This window comes from Polaribacter batillariae, from assembly GCF_017498485.1.
GTDB lineage: Bacteria > Bacteroidota > Bacteroidia > Flavobacteriales > Flavobacteriaceae > Polaribacter > Polaribacter batillariae.
Genome location: NZ_CP071795.1, coordinates 383,843 through 398,350 on the forward strand (window position 1 = coordinate 383,843; position 14,508 = coordinate 398,350).

At 30.8% G+C, this 14,508-nt stretch carries 13 protein-coding genes; 7 read left to right on the forward strand and 6 right to left on the reverse strand.

Annotated elements, in window-relative coordinates; genetic code table 11:
- Window positions 1-2: 2 nt before the first annotated feature.
- From JL193_RS01760 to JL193_RS01770, 3 genes are read right to left on the reverse strand one after another with little or no spacing between them, the layout of a single operon-like run.
- A complete protein-coding gene (locus JL193_RS01760) occupies window positions 3-551 on the reverse strand; it encodes a hypothetical protein (protein ID WP_207972199.1) in 549 nt (182 codons plus the stop codon).
- A 32-nt stretch (window positions 552-583) separates the two neighbouring features.
- Window positions 584-1,132, reverse strand: a complete 549-nt coding sequence (locus tag JL193_RS01765) for an RNA polymerase sigma factor (RefSeq protein ID WP_207972200.1) — start codon at window positions 1,130-1,132, stop codon at window positions 584-586.
- 57 nt (window positions 1,133-1,189) lie between these two features.
- Complete coding sequence (locus JL193_RS01770) at window positions 1,190-2,638, reverse strand: TonB-dependent receptor (protein WP_207972201.1); 1,449 nt, start codon at window positions 2,636-2,638, stop codon at window positions 1,190-1,192.
- Window positions 2,639-2,717: 79 nt separating this feature from the next.
- Between JL193_RS01770 and JL193_RS01775 the strand changes: the two genes are divergently transcribed.
- From JL193_RS01775 to JL193_RS01795, 5 genes are all read left to right on the forward strand, one after another.
- Complete coding sequence (locus JL193_RS01775) at window positions 2,718-3,500, forward strand: MBL fold metallo-hydrolase (protein WP_207972202.1); 783 nt, start codon at window positions 2,718-2,720, stop codon at window positions 3,498-3,500.
- 116 nt (window positions 3,501-3,616) lie between these two features.
- Window positions 3,617-3,970, forward strand: coding sequence for a hypothetical protein (locus JL193_RS01780; RefSeq protein ID WP_207972203.1), 354 nt, complete (start codon window positions 3,617-3,619; stop codon window positions 3,968-3,970).
- Window positions 3,971-4,777 carry a cell envelope biogenesis protein OmpA gene (locus JL193_RS01785; protein WP_207972204.1) on the forward strand — a complete coding sequence of 269 codons (807 nt, stop codon included), beginning with the start codon at window positions 3,971-3,973 and terminating at the stop codon, window positions 4,775-4,777.
- A gap of 13 nt (window positions 4,778-4,790) precedes the next feature.
- Window positions 4,791-5,276: a Rab family GTPase gene (locus JL193_RS01790; protein ID WP_207972205.1), complete on the forward strand. Its 486-nt coding sequence runs from the start codon at window positions 4,791-4,793 to the stop codon at window positions 5,274-5,276.
- Between the two features lie 7 nt (window positions 5,277-5,283).
- On the forward strand, window positions 5,284-6,807 hold the full coding sequence (locus JL193_RS01795; RefSeq protein WP_207972206.1) for an ATP-binding response regulator: 1,524 nt from the start codon (window positions 5,284-5,286) through the stop codon (window positions 6,805-6,807).
- A 380-nt stretch (window positions 6,808-7,187) separates the two neighbouring features.
- Here JL193_RS01795 and JL193_RS01800 read toward each other — a convergent pair whose 3' ends face one another.
- Both JL193_RS01800 and acs read right to left on the reverse strand, forming a co-directional pair.
- Window positions 7,188-9,092 carry an alkyl sulfatase dimerization domain-containing protein gene (locus JL193_RS01800; RefSeq protein ID WP_207972207.1) on the reverse strand — a complete coding sequence of 635 codons (1,905 nt, stop codon included), beginning with the start codon at window positions 9,090-9,092 and terminating at the stop codon, window positions 7,188-7,190.
- Between the two features lie 574 nt (window positions 9,093-9,666).
- Window positions 9,667-11,574, reverse strand: coding sequence for an acetate--CoA ligase (gene acs, locus JL193_RS01805; protein WP_207972208.1), 1,908 nt, complete (start codon window positions 11,572-11,574; stop codon window positions 9,667-9,669).
- 236 nt (window positions 11,575-11,810) lie between these two features.
- Here acs and JL193_RS01810 point away from each other — a divergent pair, with 236 nt between their 5' ends.
- Both JL193_RS01810 and JL193_RS01815 read left to right on the forward strand, forming a co-directional pair.
- Complete coding sequence (locus tag JL193_RS01810) at window positions 11,811-12,578, forward strand: sulfite exporter TauE/SafE family protein (protein WP_207972209.1); 768 nt, start codon at window positions 11,811-11,813, stop codon at window positions 12,576-12,578.
- A 218-nt stretch (window positions 12,579-12,796) separates the two neighbouring features.
- The gene (locus JL193_RS01815) at window positions 12,797-13,606 is read left to right on the forward strand and encodes a TerC family protein (protein ID WP_207972210.1); all 810 of its coding nucleotides are present in this window, start codon (window positions 12,797-12,799) and stop codon (window positions 13,604-13,606) included.
- A gap of 104 nt (window positions 13,607-13,710) precedes the next feature.
- Here JL193_RS01815 and JL193_RS01820 read toward each other — a convergent pair whose 3' ends face one another.
- The gene (locus JL193_RS01820; RefSeq protein ID WP_207972211.1) at window positions 13,711-14,433 is read right to left on the reverse strand and encodes a CPBP family intramembrane glutamic endopeptidase; all 723 of its coding nucleotides are present in this window, start codon (window positions 14,431-14,433) and stop codon (window positions 13,711-13,713) included.
- Between the last annotated feature and the right edge of the window lie 75 nt (window positions 14,434-14,508).

Here is a 14,508-nt window from a genome sequence, read left to right on the forward strand (position 1 = left end):
TTTTAATCAATTTCGTTTAGTATAGATGTGTTTTCTGTAGAAATAATGTAATCTTCAATCGCATCATCTTTAATATTGGTAAAAGCAAAATCGTTTTCGTTTACAATATTGTTATTTAAAACATTGGCAAAATCTTCATCAGATAATTCATTAAAATTATCAACCATCCAATTTTCGATATCTGTTTCTGCCACTGCATCAAAATTTATTTCTGTAGTATTGTTTAAATTATTAACATACGTAAGTCCTATTAATAAAGCAATTGAAGCTGCAATGGCTATAGAAATTCGTTTTAAATTTTTAGATTTTAAAGAAATAACTTTGGGTGTTCTTTTTTCTGAAACAATTTTATCTAAAATACTGTTTTCTAGGTTTTTAAAATAATTATCTGGTACTTTAAATGAATTTTGTTTAGATAGAGATTCTTCAAAAATAAATGAAGAAAAACGATCTTCTGCATTGTCGAAATAATTTAATGGAGCAGAAAAACCAGTATTTTTACCAGTAATCGATTTTAAAAAATCTTCGCTATTTTTAATATCTTCTTTCATATGTTTCTTAGACCTTATTTTTATAAAAAGGTTTAATCGGTTTTATTTTTTATATAACTTTCTATTTTCTTAACTGCATGAAAATAAGAGGCTTTTAAGGCTCCTACAGAAGTTTCTAAAATGCTAGCAATCTCTTCGTATTTTAGTTCGTCGAAATATTTCATATTAAAAACCAGTTGTTGTTTCTGTGGAAGTGTTGCAATGGCTTTTTGCAAAATAAGTTGTATTTCGTCTCCAGAGAAAAAAACATCACTTTTTAAGGTAGAGGCTAATTGTTCTTGCATTTTAGAAATATCTACATTTCTTTCTTTTGCTCTTTTGTTAATAAATGTAATAGATTCGTTGGTGGCAATTCGATACATCCAAGAAAATAGTTTGCTTTCTTGGTTAAATTTATCGATATTTCTGTACACTTTTATAAAGGTATTTTGCAAAACATCGTCTGCATCGTCGTGAGCAATAACAATTTTACGAATGTGCCAATACAGCCGTTCTTTGTACAGCGAAACTAACTCTCTAAAGGCTTTTTCTCGCGTTTGAGAATTTTTTAGTTGTTCTACTAAAACACTTTCGTCTGTCAATATTTCGTTTTTTAATAGGACAATTTAATTTAAAAAAGGTTTAATTTAAAAAACGAATTATTTTTTTAAACGAGAACGAGAGTAGCCAAACAATCTTTTTTGTTTAATAAGTTCTGCAATTCCTTTTGGCAGCATTTCTTCCCATCCTTTTTCTCCATCCATAATCATTTTTAAGACAGTTCTAGAGAAAATTTCTAAAATTTCTGGGTCGAAATCTTTGATATCTAAAAGTTTTCCATTGTTTTTAAAGAATTTATACAATTCTTTCATTCTTGGGTGTACTTTTAAATTATCGCTATTTATGTATTCTCCAGAAGCTTTGTCTTTATAAGGGTACATATATACTTTTAAATCTCTGTAGAAAAGTTTACCAAAAGCTTCTAAAATTCCACCACTTAAATTTCGGTAGTATTTTTCATCAAAAATTTGAATTAGGTTGTAAACTCCCATTGCCAATGCCATTCTTTCTTTGGTAAATTCGCTAAAGTATTCTACCAATTTAAAATATTGTTGAAAATTGGTAATCATAACATTTTGCCCAAGAGAACATAGCAATTCTGCTCTGTCTAAGAAATCTCGTTCGTTAATTTTACCTTCTGCACTTAAATTACTTAACGTAATTTCAAAAATAACTTGAGTACGAGATTCTTCTACCTTATTTTCTGCTAAGAACAATTTTTTGGCATTCTCGAACATATCCATGTTTACCTTTGTAACAGGCCTAAAACTACCTCTTAAAGCCAATATGTTTTTCTTGTACAATACTTGTGCTGGTAATAAATTGTTACCATCTGGACCAAACATTACTGCGTTTGTCATGCCATTTTTTAGCAATTGTAAACTCATTAAACGGTTGTCAACATACATAAAACGTGGACCAGAGAAATTAATCATATCTATTTCTAATTGGTCGCTTGTTAAATTATGATAAAAAGATTTTACCAATTCTTTAGGGTTGTCGTTTAAGTAAAAAGCACCATACAATAAATTTACTCCTAAAACGCCAAGCGTTTCTTGTTGCAAACGAGCATCTGTTTCTTTAAAACGCAAGTGTAAGATAATTTCGTTGTACCCTTCTAAAGGATCTAATTGAAATCGAATACCAACCCAACCATGACCTTTAAATTTTCTTGCAAAATCGATCGTGGTAACTGTATTGGCATAGCTAAAAAACAATTTATCTGGGTGTTTTTCTCTGCTTAGCCTATCTTCAATTAAATCAATTTCATGACGCAACATTTTCTTTAAACGAGGCTGTGTTACATAACGTTTGTCTTCTTCCATACCATAAATAGCATCAGAAAAATCTTTATCGTACGCGCTCATTGCTTTTGCAATGGTTCCACTTGCTGCCCCCGATCTAAAGAAATTACGAGCAGTTTCTTGTCCAGCTCCAATTTCTGCAAATGTTCCGTAAATATCGCTATTTAAGTTAATTCTTAGTGCTTTACTTTTTGTAGTGGGTACACTACTTATTTCTTGATCTCCTTTTAAAGAAATTGCCATAAATTTGTTTTTAATTTCGTGTTAACAAATGTAGTGAATTAGTGTGTTATCAGTCAATTTTTATCTTATTTTTGTTTGAATGAAACGTTATAAAAAACACTTAAAAGTTACTTTTTTAGGCACAGGAACATCGCAAGGCGTTCCAATGATTGCTAGCAAAGACCCTGTTTGTTTGTCTAAAAATCTTAAAGATAAACGTTTGCGCTCTTCTGTTTTAATTTCTTGGAACGATGTTTCTTATGTGGTTGATTGTGGTCCCGATTTTCGTCAACAAATGTTGCGTGAAAATATCGAATGCATTCAAGGAGTATTATTTACCCACGAACACGCAGATCATACAGCTGGTTTAGACGATTTACGTCCTTTTTGCTATCAAATAGCAGAAATGCCTATTTATTTAAATCAAAAAACTTTAGATAGTTTAGAACAACGTTTTCAGTATATTTTTTCGATAGAAAACAGGTATCCAGGAGCACCTAGTGTTTCTCCATTTGTGGTAAACAATAGTTCTTTTACATTGCATGAGTTAACAGTACAACCCATTCAAATTTTGCATGGTAAATTGTCTATTTTAGGGTATCGTTTCGAACAATTGGCGTATTTAACAGATGTAAAATACATTGCAGAAGCAGAAAAAGAGAAGTTGCAAAATTTAGACGTTTTAATCGTAAATGCATTAAGAATCGAAGCACACCCCACACATTTAAATTTAAAGGAAGCTTTAGAATTGGTGGCAGAATTGCAACCCAAAAGAACTTATTTTACGCATATTAGTCATAAATTAGGGTTTCATGACGAAGTTTCTCGAAAACTACCCAAAAATGTATTTTTGGCTTTTGATGGTTTAAAAATTGAAACTTAAATTTAGAATAATTTATATTTTAATGTATATTTGTTTTTATAGCTTTTTCTTTTTTTATGAAAAGCTGTAAAATAATCCCCTAATAATTCCCTTTAAAATAATTCAACAAGAACTATATGGAAAAAAAGTTAGAAAAAAGCAAAGCTCCAGAAACAACTCAAGAAGTAGATAGCAGAATTGCAGCTGTAAGAGACCTTATTTTCGGAGAAAATATACAGCAATACAACTCGGAGTTTGCCGATGTTTACGATAAAATTAAAGCTTTACAGAACGAAACTAAAAGCAATTTATCGGATGCAATTTCGAACTTAGAAAATAAGTTGGCAGATTTAGAAAGTTTAATGGATCATAAATTTCAAGACTTAAACGACGATTTAGATAAAAGATTGGCAGATTTAGATGACGAAAAAGCCGACAGAAGAAAGCTAGGAAAAGCCTTAGAGAAAATTGCGCTAATGTTGCAAGAATAAATGAAAGAAACAACTGCAGATAACAAAAAAGACAACCGTTTTGAGTTACTCAGAGAACTTTTATTAGAAGAAGATAGAGAAAAATTTGTAACTCTAAGCCAAGAGATTATTCAAAAAGAAAAATTCTCTAGACGTGTAAAACCTTTAGTTGACGAAAAAATTGAAGATCTTCGTGAAAATTTTCCAGAATATTTTGGAGGAACAATTACAGAAACCATAAAAGTTCAAATTAGAGATTCGCAAGACGAAGTTGTAGAAGCCTTGTACCCTATTATGGGTAAATTGGTTAAGAAAGCTATTGTAAGTGAAATTACAAAGTTGTCTGACAGTGTAAATAAAACAATTAAAGAAAAGTTTTCTTTACAACAAATTTTGGCTCGTTTTTTTAAAGGAAAAAATAACGATGCAGGTGTTGTACTACAAGAAGTTTTCGAGCCAATTATCGAAGAAGTTTTTATCATCGAAAAAAACTCTGGCTTATTAGCAGGAAGCTATTCAAGAGGCAATGTTGCAGATAAAGACATGGTTTCTGGAATGTTAACTGCCATTAAATCTTTTGCAGAAGATGCTTTTTCCAAAGAAAACCAAAGTTTAGAAGATATAAAATTCGATTCTTTTCAGTTGTCTATAAAAAACTTTAAATCTATTTACATAGCCATTGCAACTTCTGGAGTTTTAAATGCCGATTTTAGAGATAAAATAACCGATAATGTAAACGATTTGGCCGAAATTATTCTTAGAAATCGAGAATATTTATCTAACGAAGTAAAATTAAATGTATTGATAGAGAGGTATTTAATAGATTAAGTATCAAAAAAAAATGATTGCAAAAAAAGTTTTATTAGTCGGAAATTTCGGTGTCGGAAAAACATCGTTAATTCGAAGATTTGTACTTAACGAATTTTCGGAAGAGTACATAAGTACCATTGGTGTTCGAGTTAGCTCTAAAGTTGTGACTTACGAAAACCAAGAAATAAAGTTACTAATTTGGGATGTTGCAGGAACCAGTGGAAATGAGAAAATACCCAAAGCCTATTTTTTAGGAGCAAGTGCAGCCATGTTTGTTTTTGATGTAAGTAGAAAAGAAACTTATTTAAACATAAACCACCATTTGGCAAGTGTTAAAGAACTTTCTGGTTTGCAAAACATAACCATTGTTGGTAATAAAAAAGACCTGCTTTCCGAAGAAGAATTACAAACAGTTATAAATACTGTTTCAGTAAAAATAGATTTAATTACCAGTGCAAAGGAAAACGATCATGTAGAAGATGCTTTTTTAAAACTAACTGCACAAGCCATAAAATAGTAATGTTTTGATTCCTGCAAAAATAGAAGATGTTTTTTTACAATTAACAACCAATTTTATTGGAGTGATTACAAACATTGTTGCAGGTAAATTCGCAAAATCTACTTTTCAAATTCACGATTCTATTTACACAACTTGTTCTTTTTTAGAAGGAACTTTAGATGCCTTAGAACCCCTACAACCTGTCACTCTAGAAGGAATGATAATTGTTTCCAGCTCAAAAGAATACAATGTAGATATCGATTTGTTTAAGTCTTCTGATGAAATTTCGGTACTTATTCACAATCGAACCAATGTTTATAAAATTGTAAGTCAATTAAACCAAAACAGAAACGATATTTTCTTTATCAAAAGAGAACTCGCAGAAAAAAATGAAGAATTAAAAAGATTGCGAAAAATTGCAGACAAAGCAAACGAAGAAAAATCTCGTTTTTTAGCAATGATGAGCCACGAAATTCGAAATCCATTAAATGTTATTTTAGGGTATTCTGAAATGATTTCCGAAGAAGAAATTAACGAAAAAGTAAGGCAATATTCTAAGTTACTATCGATTTCTGGAAATAATTTAAAAGTAATTGTAAACGACATTTTAGACTTATCTAGAATTGAAGCGGGTAAATTAGAATTAATAAATAAACCTATAAACATTAAAGAAATTGCTAAAAATTGTGTTCAGAATTATTCGTATCAAAATAAAAATGAAGCAGTAGAATTATTTTTTAATGCAGAAAACGACATTCCAGATGCTGTTTTAGGAGACTATGTAAGAATCAATCAAATATTATCGAATTTATTGTCGAATGCAATAAAATTTACTCAAAAAGGAAAAATATCTATAGACGTAAAAAAAGTTTCAGAAAATAAAAATACCATAAAAATCGCTTTTTTGGTTTCAGATTCTGGAAGAGGAATGACGAAGCAACAAGCTTCCAAAATTTTTGATGAATATCAACAAAATAAAAAAAGCGACAACAGGGTTTTTGGCGGAGCAGGATTGGGTTTGTCTATTGTAAAGCATCTTTTAAATGCCATGAATGGTAAAATTTCTGTAGAAAGTAAATTGGATATAGGAACCGTATTTATTACCGAAATTCCTTTTTTAAAACTAAAAAATTCAGCAGTAAAAGAACTAAAAACTGCTGAGATTTCGACAGAAAAAAAATTAGAAGGAAAAAGAATTTTAGTTGCAGACGACGATGCTCTTAACCAATTGATTGTTGCACATATTCTTAAAAAAGAAAAAGTACTACTAACGCAAGTAAAAGATGGCTTAGAAGCCCTAAATGTTTTAAAAACAACTTCTTTTGATTTGGTTTTGTTAGACATTCACATGCCCAACATTACTGGCGAACAATTGGTACAACAAAAAAAGAACTTTCATACATCAAACAGAGAAATTCCTTTTTTGTCTTTAACAGCAAATACCACCAAAGAAGATGTAAAAAGGTATAAAAAAATTGGTTTTGTAGATGTAATTTCTAAACCTTATACAGCTATTGAGTTTGTGAAGAAAATAAATGTAAATATTTAATTTTTTTATTTTTTGCTAACTATATCATTTAAAATTACCACAATAAAACCCTTTTTTCCTTTCTATTTGATTATAAAGAAAAAAAGAAGCTGTCTCGAAAGTATTAACATTTGTCGTTTCTACGGTAATGGAGAAATCTTATTTACTGAATACTTGTCATTTCGACTGTAATGGAGAAATCTTATTTACTGAATTTCAATACTTTATATTTTTCGATAACTTCGTTAGCTACTTTCAATCAAAATATATTTTGATTTTAGTAATGCTTAAAAATAACAGTTAAATTTACTTTTGTGACAGCCTCCCTCTTTTGTATTGTATTTATAAAGAAAAGAGTGGTTTTAACTCATTTTTTTTTATTGAAAAGCGTTTTTATACCATTATCTAGAAGATAAATTAATGTTCGTTTTATTAAAATCAAAAAAGCTAGCAAAAACATCTAGTTGGTTAAGATCGCCTTTGGCAGTACCTTGTCCTTTATTAATAGCATCTTTTACCCTTCCTTTACCTAAAACGAAATCGTAAACTACGCTACTAGGAATGTTTAAGACCAAATTGGCATCTTCTGGAATTTTTTCATAAAAAGCAGCAATTCCGTTTCTTACATGAAATCCGTATTTTTCTTTACGGTCTGTAATATTAAATCCAATTTTAAAATTCGCATCTACGGCTTTAGATGCATTAATTTTTACTCTTAAATTTTCTAGAATGGTACCAATTCCAAATTGTTGAATTATTACAGGGTTTGCAAAATCAAACGCTCCAGATTTATCCAGTGAACCATCCAACTCTTTTGCTCCAGAGAGTGCAAAGTTTCTATAATAAATATTCGCTTGCTCATACCCCCAAGATTCCATTGCTTTTGCTTTTACTTTTCTTGCTTCAGCATCTTCAGGATTAGAACGAATTAAATGAGTGGTAATTTCCATAGCCCATCCATAATCTTTTGCTTCTATTGCTTTATTGGCAATTTTAAGTACATTATCACGCCCGCCCATAGCAGAAGTATAAAGCTCGGCTTTTCTTTTAAAAGACGGTGTTGCTAATGCTGTTGCATCACCTGAATACCATCCTAAATAACCATTGTAAACATTTCTTACTACGTGTTCTACACTTCCATAAAATTCTTGCAACCAAGGGTCTTTTTTTAGATTTTCGGGTAGTTTTACCAATGTTACTAATTCTTCTGGAGTGGCTCCTTGGTTCATGTAGTAAATCGATTGGTCGTGTGTAAATTGAATGGCATCTCTATAGTTTTGAATGCGTTCTACTATAAATTTATTACCAACCCACGATCGCATGTGAGAGTGACTATAACTATTGCTCTTTTTGGCATATTCTAGTAAGTTATCAACTCCTTTGTACCATTTTACCAAATCTCTATATTTGGTACCTCTTAAGGTGTAAAGATTCGGAAAAGATTCGCCCTGAATCGTTTCTGAACCATGTACGTGCTTTAAATCGGGAAAATAAACATCAATTTCGTCTTCTGCATCTCCATAAGCTTCAAATAAAACCATTTTTACGCCTGCAACTTCGGTTTCTAATTTGCCTTTTACGATTTCTGTTGGGCGATAGAATGAGATTTTTCCGCCAGCAAATGTTGGCCCTAAACCAGCATGAACCAAACCTTTTTCATTTTGTCCCAAATACGTTGCACCACCATAAGCTGTACGTTCTGTTAATATAGAGCCTACAACACTAGCATCGTTTGCCAAATATTCCATAAATTGATGATGTGCAAAAACTTTAACATTTCCATTGTTAACTTGTTTTTGTGTTACCCCCATTCCTTCAGAACCAAAAGAATGGTCTGGATGTCTATGAGAATAAACAACAGCTTTAACAGGTAGTTGAATATTGGTTTCTTTTCTAAAATCGTTTAGTATTCTTTCTGAAGCTTCATCGCTTTCTCCTGGGTCCACTACAATTAAGCCATCGTTTCCAACGACAATTAAAGTAGAAGTTAGCTGCCAACCTGCCATTAAAAAGGCTTTGTTTTTTACAGGCTCGTAAATGGTTTTGGGCATTTGCTTTCCAAAAGAAGTCATTCTATCGTTAATAAAATCACTTTCTTTAGTGATGGCTAAATTGTTAAATCGTGCTCTAATAGGGGCAAGATTTTTTAAGATTTCTTCATCGGCATAAGGTTCTGTTTCTAGAGGAACGTTATGGTCTATAACTTCTGGGGTAAGTAAATTCTCATTAAAAGAATGTTTGTCTGTTTGATTTTTATCACATCCCCAAAAGATAAAAAAGACAAAAATGTAGGGTAGTTTTCTCATGTTTAATTTTTTAGTTGTTATTGATTTAATTGGTGTAGCGAAATTACATTTTTTTAATTCTAGAAACAAAATTCAAAAGTACAAATACCCACTTTTTTTTCTTTCTTTTTTGTTTTTACTGATGGTATTTGGCTGTTTTTTGGTGTTTTTTTGAGGTACAAAAACTTATTTTATAAGAAATTAGTCAAAAAATAAAAAATGATGTATAAAGTTTGTGGAGATAGAAAACGTTATAAATTTTAAAATTTATCCACTAAAATGTCCGTTTAAATATGTTGATTTATATTTAAACGGGCATCCATAGATTGTTTATCAATATAAAAAAAAAGCTGTCTCGAAAGTATTAAATTTTGTCGTTTCGATTATAATTTTGTCATTTCGAGGGTAATGGAGAAATCTTATTTATTGAATTTCAGTATTTTATATTTTTCGATAACTTCGTTAGCTACTTTCAATTAAAAATATATTTTAATTTTAGTAATGCTTAAAATAACAGTTAAATTTACTTTTGCGACAGCCTCAAGCAACTTTAAAAGTTATTAATTTATAAAACTGTTTAATAAAACTATTGTTGCTACAATCGGTTATCTATAATATTCTGAACCACTTCTGGATTTAACAATGTACTTGTATCGCCTAAGTTTTCTATTTCATTCGAAGCTATTTTACGTAAAATTCGTCGCATTATTTTTCCTGAACGTGTCTTTGGCAAACCTTCTGAAAATTGAATTTTATCTAACTTCGCAATTGGTCCAATATGTTCTGTAATTATTTGATTGATTTCTTTTCGTAAATTATCGTGGTTTCTACTCTCGCCTGCATCTTTTAAGATTACATACCCATACAAAGCACTTCCTTTTACATCGTGTGGAAAACCAACGATGGCAGATTCTGCTACTGCTGGATGTTCGTTAATCGCATCTTCTATTGGTGCCGTTCCTAAATTATGCCCCGAAACAATAATTACATCATCTACTCTACCTGTAATTCTATAATATCCTACTTCGTCTCTTAATGCACCATCTCCTGTAAAATAATTATTTGCAAAAGCCGAAAAATAAGTTTCTTTATATCGCTCGTGATTTCCCCAAATGGTTCTTGCAATACTTGGCCATGGAAATTTAATGCACAGCCTTCCTTCTACTTGATTTCCTTTTAATTCATCTCCATTTTCATCCATTAAAGCTGGCTGAATTCCTATAAATGGTAAACTTGCGTAGGTTGGTTTTGTAGGGGTTACATACGGAATTGGCGTTATCATAATACCACCCGTTTCGGTTTGCCACCAAGTATCTATAATCGGACTTTTCTTCTTCCCAACATTATCATTATACCAATGCCAAGCTTCTTCATTAATAGGTTCTCCAACAGAACCTAACACTTTTAAGGAAGATAAATCGTATTTATCTATTAATTCTGTGCCTTGTTTTGCCAATGCTCTAATGGCTGTTGGCGCTGTATAAAATTGGTTTACTTTATGTTTTTCTACGATTTCCCAAAAACGTCCAAAATCTGGGTAACTAGGTACCCCTTCAAATAATACTGTGGTAGCTCCGTTTGCTAATGGTCCATAAACAATGTAAGAGTGGCCTGTAATCCAACCAATATCTGCAGTACACCAATACACATCGTTTTCTTTGTACTGAAATGCATTTTTAAAAGTATAAGCTGTATAAACCATATAACCTGCTGTGGTATGCACCATTCCTTTTGGTTTTCCTGTAGAACCAGAAGTGTATAGAATAAATAATGGGTCTTCTGCATCCATTACTTCTGCTTTGCACTCTGCAGAAGCTTCGTCTAAAAGTGGTTGCAACCATTTGTCGCGACCTGCTTTCATTTTTATCTCAGAATGGATTCTTTTTGCTACCAAAACAGTTTCTACAACAGCACAACTTTCTAAAGCTTCATCTACAATTCCTTTTAAATCGATGGTTTTTTTTCCTCTGTAAGAACCATCTGCAGTAATGACCATTTTACAGCCAGAATCGTTTATTCTAGTTGCCAATGCTGTGGAAGAAAATCCTGCAAAAACTACAGAATGAATTGCTCCAATTCTTGCGCAAGCTAATACAGAAATTGCCAATTCTGGAATCATAGGAACGTAAATACAAACTCTATCTCCTTTTTTAACGCCGTTTTCTTTTAAAACGTTTGCAAACTGATTTACTCTTTGATGCAATTGCCTATAAGTAATGTGTTCTGAAGGTTCTTTTGGGTCATTGGGTTCAAATAAAATAGCTGTTTTATCTCCGCGAGTTGCCAAGTGCCTATCGATACAGTTTTCTGTAATGTTTAGTTTAGCGCCTTCGAACCACTTAATTTCTGGTTTTGAGAAATCCCAATCTAAAACTTTATCCCATTTTTTTCGCCATAAAAAATGCTCTTCTGCCACTTCTTCCCAAAAATTTTCGGGTTCACGTATCGATTTTCTATAAACTTGGTAGTATTCTTCTAAGTGTTTAATGTGGTAATTGCTCATAATTTGGTTACTTTTTTTTTAGAGATTTTAAAAATATAAAATTATTTTTCTTTTTTCGAAGGTAAAATGGTCAATTCTAAGTTTTTTTTAAAGTTGTTAAATTTATAAAATATATTACTCTTTTTATCATTTTTTCTACTGATTACGTTTAGTTACAGACCAAATACAATTATTGTTGTTTATATGCAATTGATCTTTAGAAGAATAATATCTTTGTAAAAGGAGTAAATCTACAAATGATTTTAGAAACTATTTTAGCAAATTGGTATATTATTCTGCTTTTTTTTGCAGTCGCAATTTTATATGCTTCTGTAGGTTTTGGTGGTGGGTCTAGTTATTTAGCGATTCTTGCATTAACCGGAGTTGCATTTACACAAATTAGAGCAACTGCACTTTTATGCAATATTGTAGTGGTTTCTGGAAACGTATTTTTGTATTATCAACATAAAAAAATTGAGGTTAAAAAAATAGCTCCATTAGTTTTAACAAGCATTCCCTTGGCTTATGTAGGTGGTTTTTTAAAGATTAGTCAGCAATTTTTTTTTATTCTTTTAGGAATTACACTTCTTTTTGCGGCAATAAGCATGTGGATTTCGAAACGGATTGTTTCCTCTAAAGAACACATTAAAAAACAAAATTTAGCTAAAAATGCTAGTTTTGGAGGAATTATTGGTTTTGTCTCTGGAATGGTAGGTATTGGTGGTGGTATTTTTCTGGCACCTCTTTTACATTTAACAAATTGGAATACTCCTAAGAAAATAGCGGCAACTGCGAGTTTCTTTATTTTGGTAAACTCAATTTCGGGTTTATTGGGTCAATATTCGAATCCAGATTTCTATATCGATTGGAACCTAACTTCCGCATTATTAATTACCGTTTTTATTGGTGGGCAAATTGGCAACAGACTTAGTAATACTTACTTTACCCCTATTCAATTGAAAAAAGCAACAGCTATATTAATTGCTTTTGTGAGCATTCGTATTTTAATGAAGTATTTACTTTAGATTATTTTTTTTAGACACAGGTTTTGCGAATTATACAGATGGTTGCGTTTTGTATGCTCCGTTTTTTCGTAAAGCGTTGCTAAGTTTTGTGACCGAAAACTAAGACTGAAACGTCCTATTCTAAAAGTATTATCTATAAAGGGAATTAAAAGAGATTTCTATTTGCACATCTAATTCATTAAAAATATCTTTGAAACCATCAACAAAAAAACAAAAAAATGTTAGAAAACATCTTTACTCTTTTAATGTTAGTTATGTTACAAGCTGTATTAGGCTTCGATAATTTATTATACATTTCTTTAGAATCTAAAAAAGCACCTCAACCCGATCAAAAGAAAGTTCGAAAAAACGGAATTTTAATCGCAATTATATTAAGAATTGTATTGTTATTTTTATTGGTTTCTATTATCGATTATTTTCAAGAACCTTTTTCTTTTTTAACAGGAAAAATAGAAGATGTTGTAAGTTTTGCTTTTAACGGACATAGTATAATTGTTTTATTAGGGGGTGCATTTATTATTTATACAGCTATTAAAGAAATTTGGCACATGATTTCTACCAAAGGTCTCGAAGTTTCTGAAATGGTTACAGAAAAGAGAACGAAATCGTCTAAAGCTGTTATATTTAGTATTGTTTTAATGAATTTAGTTTTTTCTTTCGACTCGATTCTAGCTGCAATTGGTTTAACAAGTGCTATTGAAAATGCTACCACAGCATTTATAATTATGGCTATTGCCATTGTAATTAGCGGGTTATTAATGTTATTTATGGCAGATAAAATTTCGGTTTTCTTATCGAAAAATAGAATGTATGAAGTTTTAGGTTTATTTATACTTTTTATTGTAGGAATAATGTTAATTACAGAAGGTGGGCATTTGGCACATTTAAAATTGTTTGGAAATGAAATTGTGCCAATGAGCAAAACTACTTTCTATTTTGTAATTGCCATTTTAGTGGTTGTAGATGTTGTTCAAGGAAGGTATCAAAAGAAATTATTGAAAGAAAATCAACTTTTAGAAAAGAAATAACTTCTAAAAATTGCAGGATTTTCATACATTTAGTGATAAAATTTGCCATATTGTGTTGGGAAACCTTCAAATTTCCAATTAGAATCAATGTGTTTTTTATTAACTTATAAAAAAAACATTTCAATAAAATTTGTAGAAAAATTAATGAGGTTGTGAAATATAATTGCGGGTAAAATACTTTTACTGTAATAAGTCATCCAACCTAGTATATACCCTAATATACCTGTAATAATAAATGCATCTATCGCGAATTGTAATTCCCAATTTTGAAGAAAAAGAGAATGTCCTAACGCAAAAATCAAAGTGGTTGCCCAAATGGCAGGATGCCCTAACTTGAATTTACTGTTTTTTATGATTGGTATTAAAAGCCCAAGAAGAATTCCCCTCCATAATTCCTCGTCAATTCCAGGCATTGTCATTTGATAAAACAAAATCTCTGTGTTCAACGGCTTGCTTCGAGAAAATGCCATAGTTAATACAGCCATAAATATTACGGTTACCAGACCAACGATGATTACTTTTCTTCTTGATTTTTTTATTGGAAGCGATAAGATAAAATCATTGTCCTTGAGATAGTTTTTCACCAAAAAATAAAACACTATTGAAAATAATAGTGCCAATATTTTTCCTGCCCAATTCATTTCTGTATTTGGGATTGATAAAAAACTAAAACTTATAGGGATGAATATTAATATAACATAGCTTAGATGGTAAGATCCTGCCAATAAGCTATTCTTATTGAATATATTAGTACGTTTTTTAAAGGGTAACATAATTAATAATGAACTGATCAAAATGATCACGGTAATTGTTATCTGCTCTATCATAGTATTGTCAATTAAAAATTAATTTTTTCTTATGAAATAGTTTGATGTGTAATCAAACAGCTTGCTAATTCTTGT

What these genes read in the sequence shown, in the direction of transcription:
- JL193_RS01770 (WP_207972201.1), bottom strand. Translation starts at nt 2,638, where the DNA reads ATGGCAATTTCTTTAAAAGGAGATCAAGAAATAAGTAGTGTACCCACT.
- JL193_RS01815 (WP_207972210.1), top strand. Translation starts at nt 12,797, where the DNA reads ATGTTAGAAAACATCTTTACTCTTTTAATGTTAGTTATGTTACAAGCT.
- JL193_RS01785 (WP_207972204.1), top strand. Translation starts at nt 3,971, where the DNA reads ATGAAAGAAACAACTGCAGATAACAAAAAAGACAACCGTTTTGAGTTA.
- JL193_RS01775 (WP_207972202.1), top strand. Translation starts at nt 2,718, where the DNA reads ATGAAACGTTATAAAAAACACTTAAAAGTTACTTTTTTAGGCACAGGA.
- JL193_RS01790 (WP_207972205.1), top strand. Translation starts at nt 4,791, where the DNA reads ATGATTGCAAAAAAAGTTTTATTAGTCGGAAATTTCGGTGTCGGAAAA.
- JL193_RS01800 (WP_207972207.1), bottom strand. Translation starts at nt 9,092, where the DNA reads ATGAGAAAACTACCCTACATTTTTGTCTTTTTTATCTTTTGGGGATGT.
- JL193_RS01760 (WP_207972199.1), bottom strand. Translation starts at nt 551, where the DNA reads ATGAAAGAAGATATTAAAAATAGCGAAGATTTTTTAAAATCGATTACT.
- JL193_RS01810 (WP_207972209.1), top strand. Translation starts at nt 11,811, where the DNA reads ATGATTTTAGAAACTATTTTAGCAAATTGGTATATTATTCTGCTTTTT.
- JL193_RS01780 (WP_207972203.1), top strand. Translation starts at nt 3,617, where the DNA reads ATGGAAAAAAAGTTAGAAAAAAGCAAAGCTCCAGAAACAACTCAAGAA.
- JL193_RS01820 (WP_207972211.1), bottom strand. Translation starts at nt 14,433, where the DNA reads ATGATAGAGCAGATAACAATTACCGTGATCATTTTGATCAGTTCATTA.
- acs (WP_207972208.1), bottom strand. Translation starts at nt 11,574, where the DNA reads ATGAGCAATTACCACATTAAACACTTAGAAGAATACTACCAAGTTTAT.